Here is a 19,256-nt window from a genome sequence, read left to right as displayed (position 1 = left end):
TCTGCCGGTACCAAGGTCGTGAAAATACCGCAGCGGGGCGGCAGAAAAGTCGCAGCGGCTGTGCTCGACATCAAGTTTGCCAAGGTCACCCTGAAGGCGCCGGCCAACAAGCGTAGACGTGGGGTGCATTGAGCAGGGCGAGACGGCTGATCGGCTGGCGTGGCACCTGCTGACCAGTGAAGCCGTGACCACCGATGCGCAGGCCCGCGAGGTTATCGGCTATTACGAGCGGCGCTGGCTTATCGAGGATTATCACAAGGTCTGGAAGCGTGCCGGCTCCCGGGTAGAAACCTTAAGGATGCAGAGCCTGGATAACTTGAAGCGGATGTGCGTCATCTTGTCGTTTATCGCGGTGCGTCTGTTGCAATTGAGGTTTATCAACGAGGAGCCATAGGCGCAGGCGCAAGCCTGCGAAGCCGTCCTGGGCACGACGGGGTGGACACTGCTTTGGCACAAGTTGGAGAAAAAGCCGTTGCCGGGCCAGGCGCCGGATAGGGGGTGGGCGTACAAGAGCCTAGCCACACTGGAAGGCTGGAAGAACACTAAACGAACGGGGCGAGCCTCGATAACGGGATTATGGGAGGGCTGGTTTCGACTCCAGACCCTCCTGGAAGGCTATGAACTGGCGCTGTCTCTTGAGCATCAATAGTTGTGATCAAGAGACAGGCCAGAGGGCCGCCATTTTGCTTAGGAAGGGTTGAACCATGTCACTTACTTGCGCTGCTCCAGCGGCAGCACGGTGCGGGTGGGGGCACCTATGTACAGCTGGCGCGGACGACCAATCCGGCTGGCCGGATCGGCCTGCATCTCCAGCCAGTGGGTGATCCAGCCGATGGTGCGCGCCAGGGCGAAGATCACGGTGAACATGGAGGTGGGAATGCCGATGGCCTTGAGGATGATGCCCGAGTAGAAGTCCACATTGGGGTAGAGCTTCTTGTCGACGAAGTAGGGGTCGGAGAGGGCGATGCGCTCCAGCTCCATGGCCACTTCCAGCAGGGGATCCTTGATGTTCAGCTCCTGCAGCACCTGGTGACAGGTGTTGCGCATGACGGTGGCTCTGGGGTCGTAGTTCTTGTACACCCGGTGGCCGAAGCCCATCAGACGGAAGGGGTCATCCTTGTCCTTGGCCCGAACTATGTAATGGGGGATGCGCTCCACCGAGCCGATCTCCTCCAGCATCTTCAGGCAGGCCTCGTTGGCCCCACCGTGGGCCGGTCCCCACAGGGAGGCGATACCGGCGGCGATACAGGCGAAGGGGTTGGCGCCGGAGGAGCCGGCCAGCCGCACGCTGGAGGTGGAGGCATTCTGCTCGTGGTCGGCATGCAGGATGAAGATGCGATCCATCGCCTTTTCCACAATGGGGTTCACCTTGTACTCCTCGCAGGGGATTGCAAACATCATGTGCAGGAAGTTGCCGGCGTAGCTCAGATCGTTGCGCGGATAGATGAACGGCTGGCCGATGGAGTACTTGTAGGACATGGCCGCCAGGGTGGGCATCTTGGAGATGAGGCGATAGGCGGCGATTTCCCGGTGGCGGGGATCGTTGATATCCAGGGAGTCGTGGTAGAAGGCCGACAGGGCGCCGGCCACCCCGCACATGACCGCCATGGGGTGGGAGTCGCGGCGGAAGGCGCGGAACAAGGAGGTGATCTGTTCGTGCACCATGGTATGCCGGGTCACCCGCTTGCGGAAGGCATCGTACTGCTCCTGATTGGGCAGTTCGCCGGTCAGCAGCAGGTAGCAGACCTGCAGGTAGTTGGCATTCTGGGCCAGCTCGTCGATGGGGTAGCCGCGGTGCAGCAGAATGCCGGCATCGCCATCGATAAAGGTAATTTTCGACTCACAGGAGGCAGTGGAAAGAAAACCCGGGTCGTAGGTGAAATAGCCGTGAGCGCCCAACGCTCGCACGTCGATGACCTCGTGTCCAAGAGTACCGGACAAAATGGGCAACTCGATGGGCTCTTGGCCTGGGATGTGCAGGGTGGCTATCTTATCAGCCATGGCAAGTCTCCTTTGCTCAATAATTGGTCGTGTCCGCTTCGCTCTTGCTGGTTGGGTGTCAACCGGGGTCGGAGCGCGGCCAAATCTCTGCCTATTTCAGCGGTTGGCACCTGGCTTGTCAATTTAACCCCGGGGGCAAGCTGCATAGCGTCGCACAGACTGAGATCTTGATTGAATAATTGATGTATTTAGAATGTTATGGGTTTGTAATCAGGATCTTCTGCCGCATATACTGCAATCTAGGTCAGTTAGTCCGCTGATTTTCATTAAAAATTTCGACTGGCTCACATTATTCGCCCTATTGTGGCGCGGCTGTGGGCTGATTGGAATACGCCGCCGGTGAGTCAGGCTGCCTGGGCAGCGACTGGCACCGGTTGGGCTCGGCTCCTGACCCGAGGTGGTCGCCTATTGATCCCCGGATGCCTATCGCGCAAGATCTATGTTCGTCTGGCACCCGCAAGCATGGGTTGAACACCCCACTCGATGCTTTCTCGGGGCCGGCTGGCCGGCCGGCTTGCGACAAAGTGGCAGGGCAGTATGAACCATAAGGCATCATCATGCATGAAAGCGTCCTGAAAGACTGGCTGGCATCCACCCCGCTGGCCGGTGCCAATGCTGGCTACGTAGAGCAGCTCTACGAGACCTTCCTCAAGGATCCCGCTGCCGTGGATCCCGTCTGGCGCGACTACTTCGCCGACTTGCCTTCCAACGGTCACCCCGATGAACCCCATGCGCCGGTCAAGGCGCGGTTTCGCCAACTGGCGCTGGCCGGTCACGCCCGCCGTGGCACAGTGGAGGTGAAGACGGATGCCCGCCAGATCCAGGTGCTGCAGCTGATCAACTCCTACCGGGTCGCCGGCCATGAGCTGGCGGATCTCGATCCCTTGGGCCTGTGGCAGCGCAGCCCCAGGCCGGAACTGGGGCTGGACTACTACCAGCTCACCGCGGCGGATCTGGATTGCCGCTTTCATGTGGGCACCTATCTGGGCTGCCCGGAGATGGTGCCGCTGCGCCAGCTGCTGGCCTCCCTGCAGCGGACCTATTGCGGCTCCATCGGCGCCGAATACATGCACATGACCTCCCTGGAGGAGAAGCGCTGGATCCAGCAGCGCCTGGAGCCCACCGAGGGGCAGATCGAGCTCTCCGCCGACTGCCAGCGGCTGATCCTGGACGACTTGACCGGCGCCGAGGGCCTGGAGCGCTTCCTGGGAGCCAAGTTCCCCGGCGCCAAGCGCTTCTCCCTGGAAGGCGGCGACATGCTGATCCCCATGGTCAAGGAGCTGATCCGCCACGCCGGCGAGGAGGGTTGCAAGGAGGTGGTGATCGGCATGGCCCACCGTGGCCGGCTCAACATGCTGATCAACGTGCTGGGCAAGAAGTCCCAGGAGCTGTTCGACGAGTTTGCCGGCAAGCACGGCGAGTCCTGGGGCACCGGCGACGTGAAGTACCACCAGGGCTTCTCCGCCGATTTCGCCACCGCCGGCGGCAACGTGCACCTGGCGCTGGCCTTCAACCCCTCCCACCTGGAGATCGTCAATCCCGTGGTCATCGGCTCGGTGCGGGCGCGGATGGATCGCCTGGGGGACAAGAGCGGCAAGCTGGTGCTGCCCATCACCATTCACGGTGATTCGGCCATCGCCGGCCAGGGGGTGGTGGCGGAGAGCCTCAACATGTCTCAGACCCGGGCCTTCGGCGTGGGCGGGGCGGTGCGCATCGTCATCAACAACCAGATTGGCTTTACCACCTCCAATCCCAAGGACACCCGCTCCAGCGCCTACTGCACCGACGTGGCCAAGATGGTCCAGGCGCCGATATTTCACGTCAATGGCGACGATCCCGATGCGGTGATCCGGGTGACCCGGCTGGCGCTGGATTTTCGCAACACCTTCCATCGGGACGTGTTCATCGATCTGGTGTGCTACCGGCGCAACGGCCACAACGAGGCCGATGAACCCACCGCCACCCAGCCCCTCATGTATCAGAAGATCAAGGTGCATCCCACCGCCCGCCAACGCTATGGCGAACGCCTGGTGGCCCGCGGCCTGCTGGGGGAGGATGAACCGGATCAGCTGGTGCAGAGCTACCGCAACGCCCTGGAGAAGGGGGCCTGCGTGGTCAAGGAGTGGCAGCCCATGTCCCAGCAGTACCAGATGAACTGGACCCCCTTTCTGGGACACGACTGGGACATTCAGTATGACTCCAGCTATCCGCTGGACGCCTTGCAGCAGCTGGGGGAAGCCCTGACCCGCTATCCCGCCAACTTCCCGCTGCAGCGCCAGGTGGGCAAGATTTACGACGATCGTCTGGCCATGAGTCGGGGAGAGCGGCCGGTGGACTGGGGCTTTGCCGAGACCCTGGCCTACGCCACCCTGGTGAAGCAGGGTTTCCGGGTGCGCCTGACCGGCCAGGATTCGGGGCGCGGCACCTTCTTCCACCGGCATGCCGTGCTGCACAACCAGGAGGATGCCAGCCTGTACATTCCGCTGCGGCATGTGGACGAGAAGCAGGCGCCTTTTGAGGTGTATGATTCCGTGCTCTCCGAGGAGGCGGTGCTGGCCTTTGAGTACGGCTATTCCACCGCCGCCCCGGCGGGTTTCACCATCTGGGAGGCGCAATTTGGTGATTTTGCCAACGGCGCCCAGGTGGTGATCGATCAGTTTGTCTCCTCCGGCGAGCAGAAATGGGGCCGGCTGTGTGGCTTGACCCTGTTCCTGCCCCATGGCTACGAGGGACAGGGGCCCGAGCACTCCTCCGCCCGGCCCGAGCGCTATCTGCAGCTGTGCGCCCAGCACAACATGCAGATCTGCATGCCCACCACCCCGGCCCAGGTCTATCACATGCTGCGGCGCCAGATGATCAGGCCCATGCGGCGGCCCCTCATCGTCTTCACCCCCAAGTCGCTGCTGCGCCATCCCTTGGCCATCTCCTCGCTGGAGGAGCTGGCCGATGGGCGCTTCCAGAATGTCATCGGCGAGCAGGAGAAGCTGGATCCGGCGCAGGTGCGCCGCGTGGTGCTCTGCTCCGGCAAGGTGTATTACGATCTGCTGGAGGCCAGGCGCAAGGCCGAGCAGAAACAGGTGGCGCTCATTCGCATCGAGCAGCTGTATCCCTTCCCCCACGCCGAACTGGCGGAGGTGCTGAAGGAGTATCAGCATGTAGGTGAGTTTGTTTGGTGCCAGGAGGAGCCGCAGAATCAGGGCGCCTGGTATTGCAGCCAGCACCATTTTTGGGAGGCCATCCCCAGCGGCGCCAGACTACGCTATGTGGGTCGTCCCGCCTCGGCCTCGCCGGCGGTGGGCTATATCTCCCTGCACTTGAAGCAGCAGAAGGCGTTGGTGGAAGACGCCTTGACCCTCGAATGATTGAACAAAGGACATGATGATGACTGTAGAGATCAAGGTGCCTGACTTACCCGAATCCGTCGCGGATGCCACCGTCGGTGACTGGCACAAGGCGGTGGGGGAAACCATCAAGGCGGGTGAGCTGCTGGTGGACATCGAAACCGACAAGATAGTGCTGGAAGTGCCGGCCCCGGAAGATGGCGTGGTGGCGGAGATACTGGTGGAGCGGGGCACGACCGTCCAGGCCAAGGCCTTGCTGGCCCGGTTGACGCCGCTGCCCCAGGCCGGTGAGCTGACCCCCCATGTGGCCGCGCCGGCCGAGGAGGCGGTGCATGACAAGTCCGATGTGCTGACGCCCTCGGTACGCCGCCTGCTGGCCGAAGAAGGGGTCAGCGCCGACGCCATTCAGGGCACGGGACCCGGCGGTCGCCTCACCCGTGAGGATATCCAGCACCATCTGGCAGGCCAGCCCGAGCCGGCGGCAGCGCCTGTTGCGTCGACCTCGACGGACACCGAGGCCCTGTCGGTGGCGCCCGGGGCACGGGAAGAGCGGCGAGTGCCCATGACCCGGCTGCGCCAGCGGATCGCCGAACGGCTGCTGGAGGCCAAGAACGCCACCGCCATGCTGACCACCTTCAACGAGGTGAACATGCAGCCCATCATGACGCTGCGCAAGCAGTACCAGGAGCGGTTCGAGAAGCGCCACGGCATCAAGCTGGGTTTCATGTCCTTCTTTGTCAAGGCGGTCACCGAGGCCCTCAAGCGCTATCCCGAGGTCAATGCCAGCCTGGACGGTGACGACATCGTCTATCACAACTATTTCGACATCAGCATCGCCGTGTCCACCGAGCGCGGCCTGGTGACGCCGGTGCTGCGGGATTGCGAGCAACTGAGCCTGGCGGAAATCGAGAAAGCCATCAAGTCATTGGCGGACAAGGCGCGAGATGGTAAGTTGACGCTCGATGATCTCAACGGCGGCAACTTCACCATCACCAACGGTGGCGTTTTCGGTTCCCTGATGTCGACACCCATCATCAACCCCCCTCAGAGTGCCATTCTGGGCATGCACAAGATCCAGGATCGACCCATGGCGGTGGACGGGCAAGTGGTAATCCTGCCCATGATGTACCTGGCCGTTTCCTATGACCACAGGCTGATCGACGGTCGGGAATCGGTGGGTTTTCTGGTCACCATCAAGGAATTTTTGGAAGATCCCGCCCGCCTGCTGCTGGACATCTAATTTAGCCGCCGCCCCGGTCCCGGGGCGGCAACACAACATGGATAGAGTGTCATGAACTTGCATGAATATCAGGCAAAACAACTGTTTGCCGAATACGGATTGCCCATTCCCCAGGGCGTCGCCTGTAGTTCCCCCCAAGAAGCCGTCGAAGCTGCCTCCAGTCTGGGGGGCGATAAATGGGTCATCAAATGCCAGGTCCACGCCGGTGGCCGCGGCAAGGCCGGCGGCGTCAAGGTCGTCAGCAGTAAGGAAGAGATCCGCGCCTTTGCCGAGCAGTGGCTGGGCAAGAACCTGGTCACCTACCAGACAGACGCCCAAGGCCAGCCGGTAAACAAGCTGTTGCTGGAAGCCTGTTCTCCCATCGCCAAGGAGCTGTATCTGGGCGCCGTAGTGGATCGCAGCAGCCGCAGGGTGGTGTTCATGGCCTCCACCGAAGGGGGCATGGAGATCGAGAAGGTGGCCCACGAGACGCCGGAGCTGATCCACAAGGCGGTGCTGGATCCCCTCACCGGACCCCAGGCCTACCAGGCCCGGGAGCTGGGCTTCAAGCTGGGACTCAATGGAGACCAAATTAAGCAATTCACCAAGATCTTCACCGGCCTGGGCAAGATGTTCGTGGATTACGACCTGTCCCTGCTGGAGATCAACCCGCTGGTGATCACCGGTGACGGCAAGCTGCTGTGCCTGGATGGCAAGATCAACATCGACTCCAATGCCCTGTTCCGTCAGCCCAAGCTGCGGGAGTTGCAGGACATGAGTCAGGAGGATGCCCGGGAGGCCCATGCGGCCCAGTGGGAGCTCAACTACGTGGCACTGGATGGCAACATCGGCTGCATGGTCAACGGTGCGGGTCTGGCCATGGGTACCATGGACATCATTAAGCTGCACGGTGGCGAGCCGGCCAACTTCCTGGATGTGGGGGGCGGTGCCACCAAGGAGCGGGTGACCGAGGCGTTCAAGATCATTCTGTCTGACGACAAGGTCAAGGCCGTGCTGGTCAACATCTTCGGCGGCATAGTGCGCTGCGACCTCATCGCCGAGGGGGTCATCGGTGCCGTGTCCGAGGTGGGGGTCAAGGTGCCCGTGGTGGTGCGTCTGGAAGGCAATAACGCCGAACTGGGCCGGGAGCGGCTGGCCGCCAGCGGCCTCAACATCATTGCCGCCACCAGTCTGACGGATGCGGCGGTTCAGGTAGTCAAGGCAGCGGGGAGCCAGGCATGAGCATTCTGATCGACAAGCACACCAAGGTAATTTGCCAGGGTTTCACCGGTGCCCAGGGCACCTTCCACTCCGAACAGGCCATCGCCTATGGGACCCAGATGGTCGGTGGCGTCTCCCCCGGCAAGGGCGGCACCACTCACCTGGGTCTGCCGGTGTTCAATACCGTGCGCGAGGCGGTGGAGACCACGGGCGCCACTGCCACCGTCATCTATGTACCGGCGCCCTTCTGCAAGGATGCCATCCTGGAAGCCATCGATGCCGGCATTGAGCTCATCGTCTGCATCACGGAAGGCATTCCCACCCTCGACATGCTGCAGGTCAAATGCAAGCTGGAAGAGACAGGCGTGCGGATGATTGGCCCCAACTGCCCCGGCGTGATCACCCCGGGTGAGTGCAAGATCGGCATCATGCCCGGTCACATCCACCTGCCGGGCAAGGTGGGCATCGTCTCCCGCTCGGGCACCCTGACCTACGAGGCGGTCAAGCAGACCACCGACACCGGCTTTGGCCAGTCCTCCTGTGTCGGCATCGGTGGCGATCCCATCCCGGGGGCCAACTTCGTCGACATCCTCAAGCTGTTCCAGGAGGATCCCAAGACCGAGGCCATCGTCATGATCGGCGAGATCGGCGGGACCGCTGAGGAAGAGGCCGCCGCCTACATCAAGGCCCATGTCACCAAGCCGGTGGTGTCCTACATCGCTGGGGTCACGGCGCCCTCCGGCAAGCGGATGGGCCATGCCGGCGCCATCATCGCCGGTGGCAAGGGCACGGCGGCGGAGAAGTATGCGGCCTTGGAGTCCGCCGGCGTCAAGACGGTGCGTTCCCTGGCGGATATCGGCCAAGCTCTGGCCGAGGTGACCGGCTGGTGAGTCGGACCCGCATCGTAAAAGGCGCGGTTAGGCTGTAATGCCGATCAGTTAAGGATCCATTGACCGATCCTCAGGCTGTGTAAGAATCCGAAACTCCTTGTTGGGTTTCGGATTTTTTATGCGCATCGACCAAGCTCTCGACTTCATTCACGCCTGTCCTCCCGGAAAATTTGAGTCCCTGTCTGACCTGCTGTCACCTGAACTGGTGCAGGCTTGCCTGGCCGAGACCGGGTCTGTCACCCTGCGCCGACGGCGCATGCCTATGGAGCGGGTGCTGTGGGCCATTATCGGTATGTCCCTGTTTCGTCATGTCCCCATGACCCAATTGGCCAACCAGCTAGATATCCTGTTACCTGGCGACCGGCCATTCGTCGTTCCCAGTGCCTTCATCCAAGCGCGCCAAAAACTGGCTGACCGAGCCGTTCAACAGGTGTTCCAGCAGACCGCTACGCTCTGGCATCAGCAGTGTCAGCACCCCACCTGGGCCGGCTTGCAGCTGCTGGCCGTCGATGGGGTGGTCTGGCGCACGCCCGATACCCAGGACAATGCCAGCGCCTTTGCCAAGTCGAAAACCGGCCAGGGCGAGACGCAGTATCCGCAAGTACGCATGCTGTGTCAGATGGAGCTGACCAGCCACCTGCTGACCCAGACCGTGATGGACTCCTGTGCGGTGAACGAGATGGTGCTGGCAGAGCAACTCATTGAAAAAACACCCGATAACAGCCTGACCCTGTTCGATAAGGGCTTCTACTCACTGGGATTACTACACGCTTGGCAAAGCCAGGGCATCGCCCGTCACTGGCTTATTCCGCTGAAGAAGGGCACGCAATACGAGGTCATCCGCAAGCTGGGGCGGCAGGATGCGCTGGTATGTCTCACCTCCAGTCCGCAGGCCAAGAAGAAGTGGAGCGAGTTACCGGAGCAGCTCGAAGCCCGGCTGCTGACCCGGACGATGAATGGCAAGGAGCGCCAGGTGCTGACCTCGCTCACCGACCCGATGCGCTTCCCTGCCAGCGAGTTGATGGAGCTATACCAGAATCGCTGGGAAATCGAGCTGGGCTATCGGGAGATGAAACAGAGCCTGCAACAGCACAGGCTGACGCTGCGCAGCAAGAAACCCGATGGAGTAAGGCAGGAGCTATGGGGCTTGGTATTGGCCTATAACCTGCTGAGATATCAGATGGTTAGAATGGCGGCGAGCTTAAAAGGCTATACGGCCAGCCAGCTGAGCTTTCACATGGCATCGGTGTATCTGCTGCATGAGCTCAGTTGCCTGCCGTTCGTATCACCGGGGAATATTCCAGCCCGCGTCGCCGACATGGACAAACAGGCGGAGCAGTTCAAGTTACCTGCCCGCCGAGAACGAAGTTATCCCAGGTGTGTCAAAGCCAAACCACAGAAGTATGCGACGAGAAAACCTAGTAAAAACAATGCCAGTCAGGCTTAACTGACTGGCATTACGGGCCTGGGCCGCCTTTTGTTTGCCCGCATCTCCTTGGCAACGGAGTCAGCCCGTCAGGCAAACAGCTGGGCCAGCAGACTGTCCCGCAGCCGGGCGTAATGGCCCTGGACATCCGCGGACTTGGCGGGCAGGCAGACGATGCCGGTGAGCCCCAGCCGTTGGGCCAGCGTCTCGGCCAGCGGCAAGGGGTGTATCTCATCCTGGGGTGTTCCCAGCACCTGGATGGGCCAGGGAGCGGCGCCGAGGGCGGCCAGATCCAGGCCGGGATCCCCCAGGGTCAGGCGGTTAAACAGGTCGAGGGCCTGGGGGTGCGGATGGGCGAACAGGGCCAGCACGGAACGGGCATTGTCCGCCGAGCGGGCCGCCAGGGCCTGGTAGGCGCCGCTTTGGCAAAAGAGTCGCTGGCCGGCCAGGGGGCCATGGGTCTGCAAAAACGCCAGCGCCACGTTGAAGATCATCAAATTGGGCGGGTTGCGCTCGGCGAGCCAGGCCGGCCGGATCAGGCTCAAGGAGGTCACCTTGTGGGGCATTTTTGTTGCCAGCGCCGCCACCAGGGCGGCGCCGAAGGAGATGCCGGCCAGGTGCACCCTGGGCAGCCTGAGCCAGGTGAGCAGTGCCAGCAGATCGGCGGCAAACTGGGGGATACACAGCGCCGATCCGGGCCCCAGGGCCGAACCGCCATGGCCGCGGCATTCCAGGCAGATCAGGCGAAAGCCGGGGGCGCCGGTCTCATCGGGCGGGAAAATCTCCAGTATCTGGCGGTGATCCCCCGCCAGCCCATGCTGGAAGACGAGCACTGGGCCGTCGGCCTGATTATCGTAATAACGCAGTTCGACCCCTTGATGCGTAAAGCTGGCCAGCATTGCGGCCTCCGGCGCACATGCAAAGGGGGTCAGCTTACTGCGCCGGTGGCGGCGCGCCAAGTCGGTTGGGCTCCTCAAGCGCGGCGCGCTCTGTCTCCCGGGTGACGCTGCTGGCTAGAGGCGATCCAGCGCCTCGCCCTGGCGCAGGCGGTGGCGCAGCCCCTGCAGGCAGGCGTCCATCTGCTCCAGGGTCTGCAGGTTGGCCCGCTCCGCCTCCGAGGTCTGACGGATCTGCTGTATGCCGCCGTGACGTATGATGAGGCGCTGCTGGCCCATCAGCGCCAGCAGGGGATCGTGGGTGGCCATCAGCACGATCTTCTCCTGCCGTACCAGCAGCTGCAGCGCCTGCTTGCGGTCGATGCCGGCGTTCTCCACCTCGTCGATCAGCACCACGGGGGAGGCGCTCAAAAACGCCGTGTCGGCGATCATCAGGGCGCGGGATTGACCGCCGGAGAGGGCCGTCACCGGGGTGCTGATGGCGAAGGGCTCGCCGGCCAGCCGGTTGGCCTGATCGATGATCTGGCTGGTCACTTGGGTGGGATCCAGGCCGCGGCTCTCGGCATGCATGGCGATGAAGTCCCCGGCGCTGGCGTCCATCACGAAGTTCATGTTCTGGGAGAGCTGGGCCACCAGCTTGTGCTCCAGGCTGAAGCGCAGCTCGGCGGGCGGCACGGCGCCGTTGATCAGGATGCGCCGCCGGGTGGGGGTGTCCCCCTGGGCCATCCATTCTATGTCCGCCAGCAGCCGGCTCTTGCCAGAGCCCGTGGGGCCGACGATGCAGGTGATGGAGCCGGGCACCAGGGTCAGCTGCAGATCCTCGGCCCGGCCCTGCTTGTCCTGGCCGCCGATGAGGGTCAGGGAGTCGATGACAAAGCCGGTGGCCGGGCTGGCCTGCTGGGCCTGGGCCAGCAGGGCATCGAGCTGCTGGCCCAGGCTGGCGCGGTCGCAGCCGATGTCCGCCAGCTGATCCTCGCTCAAGGCCGCCAGCCGCTGGGCCAGGCTGCCTGGGCCTGTGAGCTGATGGCGGTGGACAAACTCCGCCAGGGCCGGCGCACCGGCCAGCAGGGGGGCAGGGTCCTGGTGCCACAGTGTGTCTGTACTCATGCCGATACCTTGATCTTCTTGAGGTTGCCGGTCTGGAAGTCCTCGCCGATGCGGGTCTCGCCCAGGCAGTAGGAGCACAGGGCCGCCGGCATGGAGAAGCGCAGGCTGCCGCCGTCCAGGGCGGCTATGTCCGGCGCCGCCTGGATCAGGCTGGCCAGCTCGAAGGCCCCCTGACCCGTGATGCCGTTGACGTGCAGGATGCGGGCCTTGGGATTGGCCTGGCGCACCTTGAAGGCGAACACCTCCCGCTCCGCCTGGGAGACTATGTCCCCCTTGGTGATCACCACTATGTCGGCGAGCTTCAACATGGGGCCCACCTTCTTGGGGGTGTTGAGGCCCATCAGGTTGTCGATGACACACACCGCCAGCACCCCCTTGATGTGGGGCGAGCAGCGGTTGCACAGGCCGGCGCTTTCGGAAAGCAGCCAGTGCAGCCCCTGCTGCTGGCCCCAGCGCACACAGGCCTCAATGTTGCTGACGAAGTAGTGGTCCGGGCAGAGGTTGCCCGACAGGCCCACCTGCACCGGCACCCCCATGGCGCGGTAGCGCTGGTCGTCGTCGGTACTCAGGCAGTCGAACTTCACCACCCCCAGGGGACGCTCGGTGCTCTGCAGCACCGGGATCAGGTGGCTGAGCAGGGCTGTCTTGCCCGACGAGGGCGGGCCGGAAACGGTCACCAGTTGCATGGGTGCTCCTTGTGGTGGTTCATGGCCCTAGACCGTCATGGTGCCTGGATCCAGGGCGTCCATGAAGGCCTGGTTCAGGGCCTCGGACTGGGTCTGATAGTCGGCGCTGGCCAGTTGATCCCAGTCCGGGAAGCTGTAGGGCTGGGACCAGTCCATGGTATCGGGCATGTGATAGTCGCCGGCTTGCAGCACGGCGCGGAAGGTCTCACCCCAGAAGAAGTCCAGCAGCTCGGCCACCGCCGGGCTCTGCTGCCCCTCGGCCTTGACGAACAGAAACAGCGGCGACATCAAGGGGCCGTCCGCCAGCTGCACCTCCGCCACCCGTTTCTTGCTGGGGATCTGGTTGGCTGCGGCACCGGGCATCAGGTTGAAGGGCACCCGGTTAGGGTCGGCGCTGTCCAGTCCCTTGATGAGCTGGGAGAAGTGGCGCACCGCGCTGACATTCTTGGCCAGGGCGGTCACCGCATCGGCCCCCTGGGTGTCTTTTACCATCTGCAGCAGGGTCAGGCCGCCCACGTGGCCGTCACAGCCGTGAATCGCCAGCTGCTTGTGGTAGGCGGGGCTGGCCAGGTCCGCCCAACGGGCCGGGTAAGGCCCTGCGGGCAGCAGGCTGAGATCGCACACCAGTTGCCAGAAGCCGAAGGCCAGCAGCCCCAGGTTATGCTTGGTGGCCATGGTGGCCAGCGCTGGTGGCAGCAGGGGCAGCCACTCCGGCTTGGTCACCCCCCGATAGACGCCCGAGTCGATGAAGTTCTGCTTGAAGGGCTGGGCGAAGGCGGTGTGCAGGCCTATGCTGACCCAGACATCCGGCAGCTCGGCAGGATCCGTGGTCTGCTGCATCAGCTCCTCCAGGCCGTGGGGAATGCCGTCCAGGATGGAGGGGCAGTACAGCGGCTTGGGGTGGCGATGGTTGAAGTCGGCGATCCAGGGTTCCAGGGCCTGCTTGAGGCGCACCTTGAGGGGGCAGGGCACGGAGACATGCAGGTTCAGCGCACCGGGTTGCCAGATGTCGGTACCCAGGGCGGTCTTGCGGATGGCGCGTATGGTTGGGCTCATGGCGGCCTCGTTGACAGGGGTCTACTGCCATAAAAGCAATATCGGCGCCAGTCTGTCCGCCGGGGCGGCTTTTTTATCTGACTGATTTTCTGTCCATTTTTAAACTCCCCGGCCTGCTGGCCTGTCTTGGCTGTGTCGGGAAGGGCACACAAATGTGACCAATGCCACCGGCGTGCTCTTATCGGGCAGACGCTGGGTATGGCTACTGCTCGACGATGGCCCGGGCCGGACAGTCGTTCTGGCAGGCACCGCATTCGGCGCACAGGCTGGTGATGAGATGGGGCAGGCCGGGGGCCTCGCCGGGGACGATGGCGCCCTCCACGGGACAGACATCGAGGCACTGGCCGCAGCCATCGCACTCCTGGGTGATCACAAACATGCTGGGGACTCCTTTGGTCAAACGAGTAGGGCGGTGTGCCATGGCATCTTCTGTTGCCAAGGCTGCTGCAAAAGCAGGGCCAACTGTCCGTCGGTCGGTTTGCCCCTTGTTGCGCCCCTGGTCACTTGTTAGACTTTCCCCTGTGTGCCGTCCGGCCCACCCGTTCACTTTGTTAATCTGACCCTGCCTGAGGAGGCACCATGCAAACGGTTCGTTTGCTTTACCTGACGCTGTACGAGAAGTACCTGCGTCTGTTACTGGCACCCCTAACGCCCCTGTCCACCCTCCTGGCTGCCCGACTGTCGGCCGCCTTCGATGCCCACTTCATCATCCCCGTCCCGGTCGGCTGGCTCCCTCCCTCTTTGCATGTCCAAGGTCCCATTAACCGTCGCGGTTAAGGGGGCAGCATGTTTTCACTCTCTCGAGAGGCAGGCATATTGCGCTGTCTCGTGCTGGTTGACGGCAGCTTCGCCCTGCTGGGGATCCTGATTGCCTTGCGGGCAGACTCCCAGGCGGTATGGCTCGACGCGCTGTTTTCCCTCTTGTGTGCCCTGATGATCGCCACCGAGTCCGTGCTGGTGGATAGGCTGCGTGAACCCGCCAGCGCCCGGTTGCCCAATGGTTGGGCCGCCTGTGAACCCCTGCTGGTGACCCTGAAGGGCCTGGTGCTGACCCTGATCTGCCTGCTGACCCTGGGCAAATCGGCCCAGAGTCTGCTCAGCGGCGGCTACGAGACCCAGGACGGCCCGCTCATCGGTTACGGTATGACGGGTGTCATCATCTGCGGTGGCATCGCCCTGTGGCTCGGACGCAAGGCCAGGCAGTTGGGTTCGCCCATTCTGGCCACCGAGCAGCACTACTACCGCTTCGATGCCCTGCTGAGCATCGGCGTCATGCTGGCCTTCGGCCTCTCCTGGCTGATGCATGGCACGGCGCTGCAGCCCTGGGCCTGCTATGTGGATCCCCTGTTGAGCCTGCTGATGGTGGCGGTGACCCTGCCCTCGGCGCTGCAGGTGACCTACCGCGGTGGTTGTGAGCTCTTGTGCCTGCCCACCGACCGGCACTGGCAGCAGCAGCTGCAACGCAAGATAGGGGCGGCCCTGACGGCGGATGAGCGTCTGTGGCTGGAGTCCCGTTGCATCAAGCAGGGCCGGCGGGTGCGCATCCAGCTGCATCTGCGGGGGGCCGCGGAGCTGGCGGAATTCAGTCCGGCCCAGGCCCAGGCCCTGTGTCAACGGGTCCATGCCGCCGCCGCCGACTGTGCACCTCAGCTCAGCGTCGAGCTGGTGCTGGGCAGCAGCTAGCCCTGTCGGTTATGCCCCAAGGGGCGGGCGCTTGTGTGACAAGCGGCCCGCCCTTTTTTCTATCTGCTTGAAAGATAAGGCGGCTGATCCTGGCATGGCCCTTGATAGGCCTTGCCTGACCTATTCCAATCAGTCAGGAGGACGCCATGGCGCCAGAGGAGCTGGAACAACTGAACAAAGAGGTGAAGCGGGCCAAGCGCATCGCCGCGGAGAAGGCCGGCGAATTACACGATCTGGTGGAGGATGGCCTGCCGGAGGCCTATGGCGAGCTGCTGGCCTGTGCCCAGCGCTGCTACGACGCCTGTGCCCAGTGGGCCGAGCTGCAGGCCCGCTGGCGCACCAGCCAGGGCTGAACAAAAAAAGGCGCCTGATGGCTAATGCTCATCAGTTAAGGCGCCGTTGGCGCCTTAACTGCATCACAACACGGTTTTTTGAGGCAAAAGCCAAACCCCACCCTAACCCTCCCCTTGAACAAGGGGAGGGAAACATCGTTCCTCCCCCTTGGGGAGGTTAGGTGGGGGATGGCTTGCCTCTGGCAGCCATTCATGAGTAGCTCTGTTTCTTAACTGACCAGCATTAGCGCCTAATGGCGCCTTTTTTGCGGTGACGGGGGGCCTACAGCCCGAAGGTCTCCTTGAGGGACTGCATGTCCCTGGCGCTGACCCCTTCGGGTTCGAAGCCGCTGGCCAGGCACATCAGGTGCAGCTTGGCCCCCTTGTTGGCCACGTCGATGAAGTCGAAGGCCACCAAGGCGTCCGGTCCGGTGGAGACGGCGCCATGCTTCTCCCAGATGGCCACATCGTGCTGGCGCAGGGCCGCCGTGGTGCCGTCGGCCATGGTCTGGCTGCCGGGCATGCAGTAGGGCACCACGCCTATGCCGCGGGGCACGAAGGCGCGCACCTCAGGCAGCATCTGCCAGCAGGCGTTGGTGTAGGCGCTGCTGTCATGGGCGTAGCGCGGGTGGTGGGACAGGGCGATCAGCTCTATGGGGTGGGTGTGCACCACGCAGCGATCCGCCCGGCCACTGCGCTGCTTGTCCATGATGATCTCCACGTGGGAGATGAACTCGCTGGTGGGGCGAAAATCCGGCAGGCCGCGACCGCCCCACAGCAGGTGATAGCCCCGGGCCGCATCGTCGATGCGCAGCACGCAGCCGGCCAGGGACGGATCCCGCAGCTCACGGATCCGCTCACCTGTGCCCTTGACGAAGAACAGATGACCGGCGCTGTCGGCAGGAAAGGCGCTGCTGCCGCCCACCATGGAGAGCTCCTTGTGGGGGAAGCAGCTGAGATCATCGGGGACGGGGCCGAAGATATCGGTGATGTCCACCGAGATGTTGCCGCCGTTGCGCTCGGCCCACTCCCGCTGCCACAGGTAGGCGGCCACTTCCACCACCTTGTCGATCTCGGCCAGCACGGCCTCATTGAGTTTGATTGTCTGCATCTTAACCTCAGTTGCCCCTTTCAGGCCGTTTGCTCATTTGAGATGACTCTATCTGGCCTGGCGCGGGCGCACCTCAAACCGCCAGCCAGCGGGGGAGGCGATCTGGCAGGATTTTAAAGATGAAAAAAACACCGCCCGAGGGCGGTGTTGTGATGGCGAGGTGTCTGACTCAGAAGGCGGCCTGGTAGAGGGCCAGCAGCTCGGCCTGGCTGGCCACCCGGGGGGCGCAGCCGGAGCAAGGGTCGGCCTCGGCGGCGGGAACCCAGCCCGGCAGATCCTCCTGTACCACCCCCAGGGCGCTGAGGCCGGCGGGGATCCCCACCCGGGCAGAGAGATCCCGGATGGCCTGGATGGCGGCCTTGGCGGCGGCGGCCTGGCTCATGGACTGGGTGTCGACGCCCATGGCGACGGCGATGTCGGCAAAGCGGGCCTCCTTCACCGGCAGATTGAACTCGCAGACCACCGGCAGCAGGATGGCGTTGCACACCCCGTGGGGCAGGTTGTGGGTGGCACCCGGCTGGTGGGCCAGGGAGTGGACATAGCCCAGGCCGGCGCTGTTGAAGGCCATGCCGGCCAGGAACTGGCCATGGGCCATCATCTCCCGGGCCACCAGATCCTTGCCCTGATCCACGGCCTGGGGCAGGTACTGGGCGATCACCTTGATGGCGGCCAGGGCCGAGTGATCCGTGAGGGGATGGGCACCGATGGAGACATAGGCTTCGATGGCATGGGTCAGGGCATCCATGCCAGTGGCGGCGGTGACGGAGGCCGGCAGGCCGGTCATCAGGCTGGGGTCGTTGACGGCGATATCCGGGATCAGGGCCGGATCTATGATGACCATCTTGACCTTGCGGCGGGTGTCGGTGATGACGGCATTGCTGGTGACCTCGGCGGCGGTGCCGGAGGTGGTGCTGATGCAGGCCATGAAGGGACCGACCTTGGCCACCTTGCCGATGCCCTCGAAGTCATAGATCGTCTTGTCCGGGTTGGCCACCAGGGCGCGTACCGCCTTGGCGGTGTCCATGGCGCTGCCGCCGCCAAAGCCTACCAGCGCATCACAGTCACCGGCCTGCCAGGCGGCCATGGCGGCGTTGGCCACCTTGTCGGTAGGGTTGGCCAGCACGCCATCAAATACCACAGGGCTGAAGCCCTGATCTCGCAACTGACCGATGAGGCCATCCAGCAAACCGAGCCCCATCAGGGCTTGTTCGGTGACGATCAGGGGGCGGCGAGCCGGCTTGTTAGCCATCTGACGCACCAGTTCTTCAATCGCCCCTTCGCCGGACAGGCTGATTTGGGGCAGACACAATGCAAAGGCCATGGGGAATTCCTCTTATCCATGTTGAGTACAGGGTTATGTTATGCCTGTGGTTGGTTGAATCCTTCATTCTTTTGCCAGCCAAGTCGGGGGTGCTGGCAAAAAAACAAAGATTAGTTATGCCGCTTTCTATATTGCAGCGGTGTCATATTAAAAGCGTTATGAAATTTACTGGAAAAATAATTACCATCGTTAAATCCGCATTCAAAGGCAATATCGGTCACCGACTGTTGGGTGTGGCTTAATAACCAGGAGGCATTACACAGACGGACGCGGCCCAGATAATTGTTCGGCGTGAGTCCTGTGTGTTCCTGAATGCGACGGTTGAGGGTGCGCAGGGGAATGGTGAAGCGGGCGGACAGCTCGCTCCAGTCGATCTCTTCTTGATAGTTTTCATTGATGTAGCTGATGAGGGCCATCAGGCGGCCCTGATCTTCACCCACCTCGGGATCCTGGCAGCCTCCCCGCTGGTGACAGCGCCACAGGAGCACCGCCAGCTGGGAGAAGAGCGCCTCCACCATCACCTCGGAGTACAGATCCTGCTTGCAGTTTTCTTCGGTGATCTGGGCCATCAGCTGTTCGCTGCGACTCTGCAGGGCGGGGGGGAGCAGGAAGCCCCCTCGGCCAAGGTGACAGGTCTCCTGCAGCATGCGTTGCAGGCGCTGAGCAGCCTGAAACTCATCTGCTTGAAATAACACATTGGTTAGACAAAGATTTTTCATCTGATCGAAGAAGTGGGCATCGTCCTCTTTCAGGTAGATGACGCTGCCGCGGCTGATGTGCACCGCGCAGCCATCGGCGATGTGCAGGGCACAGCCGGACTTCACCAGCACCAGCTCATGAAAGGTGTGACAGTGCTCGGGGAAGGGCTCCTGGGGCAGACGGGGCAGCACGCTCACCAGCTTGTTCTGGTCAAAAAAATCGGTCTGTTGTAGGCGAAACATGGCTGTTCTCCCATGGTTGACGTAC

At 62.9% G+C, this 19,256-nt stretch carries 17 protein-coding genes and 1 pseudogene; 9 read left to right on the top strand and 9 right to left on the bottom strand.

Annotated features, from left to right (window positions below):
• Positions 1-3: 3 nt before the first annotated feature.
• Positions 4-649 (top strand): annotated as a pseudogene (locus ABHF91_RS10870) (IS4 family transposase); the annotation flags it as partial.
• Positions 650-711: 62 nt separating this feature from the next.
• On the opposite strand, the gene gltA reads toward ABHF91_RS10870, so the two are convergent.
• Entirely contained in the window at positions 712-2,001 is a 1,290-nt protein-coding gene (gene gltA / locus ABHF91_RS10865; RefSeq protein ID WP_409420313.1) for a citrate synthase, read from the bottom strand.
• 557 nt (positions 2,002-2,558) lie between these two features.
• On the opposite strand from gltA, the gene ABHF91_RS10860 reads away from it, so the two are divergent.
• The 5 genes from ABHF91_RS10860 (at position 2,559) to ABHF91_RS10840 (ending at position 10,119) form a co-directional block, all read left to right on the top strand.
• Complete coding sequence (locus ABHF91_RS10860; protein ID WP_409420312.1) at positions 2,559-5,363, top strand: 2-oxoglutarate dehydrogenase E1 component; 2,805 nt, start codon at positions 2,559-2,561, stop codon at positions 5,361-5,363.
• Between the two features lie 19 nt (positions 5,364-5,382).
• Positions 5,383-6,582 (top strand): 2-oxoglutarate dehydrogenase complex dihydrolipoyllysine-residue succinyltransferase, encoded by a 1,200-nt coding sequence (gene odhB / locus ABHF91_RS10855; protein WP_409420311.1) that lies wholly within the window; start codon positions 5,383-5,385, stop codon positions 6,580-6,582.
• 51 nt (positions 6,583-6,633) lie between these two features.
• On the top strand, positions 6,634-7,803 hold the full coding sequence (gene sucC / locus ABHF91_RS10850; RefSeq protein ID WP_409420310.1) for an ADP-forming succinate--CoA ligase subunit beta: 1,170 nt from the start codon (positions 6,634-6,636) through the stop codon (positions 7,801-7,803).
• Positions 7,800-8,672 carry a succinate--CoA ligase subunit alpha gene (gene sucD, locus ABHF91_RS10845; protein ID WP_409420309.1) on the top strand — a complete coding sequence of 291 codons (873 nt, stop codon included), beginning with the start codon at positions 7,800-7,802 and terminating at the stop codon, positions 8,670-8,672. Before sucC ends, sucD begins: the two co-directional genes overlap by 4 nt.
• A 118-nt stretch (positions 8,673-8,790) precedes the next feature.
• On the top strand, positions 8,791-10,119 hold the full coding sequence (locus ABHF91_RS10840; protein WP_409420308.1) for an IS4 family transposase: 1,329 nt from the start codon (positions 8,791-8,793) through the stop codon (positions 10,117-10,119).
• 68 nt (positions 10,120-10,187) lie between these two features.
• Here the strand turns inward: ABHF91_RS10840 and ABHF91_RS10835 are convergent, their stop codons facing one another.
• The 5 genes from ABHF91_RS10835 to ABHF91_RS10815 all read right to left on the bottom strand — a co-directional run bounded on the left by ABHF91_RS10835 (position 10,188) and on the right by ABHF91_RS10815 (position 14,222).
• Positions 10,188-10,997 carry an alpha/beta hydrolase gene (locus tag ABHF91_RS10835; protein ID WP_409420307.1) on the bottom strand — a complete coding sequence of 270 codons (810 nt, stop codon included), beginning with the start codon at positions 10,995-10,997 and terminating at the stop codon, positions 10,188-10,190.
• Positions 10,998-11,111: 114 nt separating this feature from the next.
• Positions 11,112-12,101, bottom strand: a complete 990-nt coding sequence (locus ABHF91_RS10830; RefSeq protein ID WP_409420306.1) for an ATP-binding cassette domain-containing protein — start codon at positions 12,099-12,101, stop codon at positions 11,112-11,114.
• Positions 12,098-12,787: a GTP-binding protein gene (locus ABHF91_RS10825; protein ID WP_409420305.1), complete on the bottom strand. Its 690-nt coding sequence runs from the start codon at positions 12,785-12,787 to the stop codon at positions 12,098-12,100. Before ABHF91_RS10825 ends, ABHF91_RS10830 begins: the two co-directional genes overlap by 4 nt.
• 27 nt (positions 12,788-12,814) lie before the next feature.
• Positions 12,815-13,843 carry an ABC transporter substrate-binding protein gene (locus tag ABHF91_RS10820; RefSeq protein WP_409420304.1) on the bottom strand — a complete coding sequence of 343 codons (1,029 nt, stop codon included), beginning with the start codon at positions 13,841-13,843 and terminating at the stop codon, positions 12,815-12,817.
• Between the two features lie 202 nt (positions 13,844-14,045).
• Positions 14,046-14,222: a 4Fe-4S binding protein gene (locus tag ABHF91_RS10815; RefSeq protein WP_345014331.1), complete on the bottom strand. Its 177-nt coding sequence runs from the start codon at positions 14,220-14,222 to the stop codon at positions 14,046-14,048.
• Between the two features lie 200 nt (positions 14,223-14,422).
• Here ABHF91_RS10815 and ABHF91_RS10810 point away from each other — a divergent pair, with 200 nt between their 5' ends.
• The 3 genes from ABHF91_RS10810 to ABHF91_RS10800 all read left to right on the top strand — a co-directional run bounded on the left by ABHF91_RS10810 (position 14,423) and on the right by ABHF91_RS10800 (position 15,879).
• On the top strand, positions 14,423-14,620 hold the full coding sequence (locus tag ABHF91_RS10810; RefSeq protein ID WP_409420303.1) for a hypothetical protein: 198 nt from the start codon (positions 14,423-14,425) through the stop codon (positions 14,618-14,620).
• A gap of 9 nt (positions 14,621-14,629) precedes the next feature.
• Positions 14,630-15,526 carry a cation transporter gene (locus ABHF91_RS10805; protein WP_409420302.1) on the top strand — a complete coding sequence of 299 codons (897 nt, stop codon included), beginning with the start codon at positions 14,630-14,632 and terminating at the stop codon, positions 15,524-15,526.
• Positions 15,527-15,672: 146 nt separating this feature from the next.
• Entirely contained in the window at positions 15,673-15,879 is a 207-nt protein-coding gene (locus ABHF91_RS10800) for a CCE_0567 family metalloprotein (RefSeq protein WP_409420301.1), read from the top strand.
• A 262-nt stretch (positions 15,880-16,141) separates the two neighbouring features.
• On the opposite strand, the gene rhaD is transcribed toward ABHF91_RS10800, so the two are convergent.
• The 3 genes from rhaD to ABHF91_RS10785 form a co-directional block, all read right to left on the bottom strand.
• Complete coding sequence (rhaD, locus tag ABHF91_RS10795; protein ID WP_409420300.1) at positions 16,142-16,969, bottom strand: rhamnulose-1-phosphate aldolase; 828 nt, start codon at positions 16,967-16,969, stop codon at positions 16,142-16,144.
• Positions 16,970-17,138: 169 nt separating this feature from the next.
• Positions 17,139-18,290 (bottom strand): iron-containing alcohol dehydrogenase, encoded by a 1,152-nt coding sequence (locus ABHF91_RS10790; protein ID WP_409420299.1) that lies wholly within the window; start codon positions 18,288-18,290, stop codon positions 17,139-17,141.
• Between the two features lie 110 nt (positions 18,291-18,400).
• Positions 18,401-19,231, bottom strand: coding sequence for a helix-turn-helix domain-containing protein (locus ABHF91_RS10785; RefSeq protein ID WP_409420298.1), 831 nt, complete (start codon positions 19,229-19,231; stop codon positions 18,401-18,403).
• Positions 19,232-19,256 lie beyond the last annotated feature (25 nt).

The sequence above is a fragment of the Pseudaeromonas aegiceratis genome, assembly GCF_046254905.1.
GTDB classification, from domain to species: Bacteria; Pseudomonadota; Gammaproteobacteria; order Enterobacterales; family Aeromonadaceae; genus Pseudaeromonas; species Pseudaeromonas aegiceratis.
Note: the sequence above shows the minus strand (reverse complement) of the source record. Positions and strands in the feature narration are given on the sequence as shown.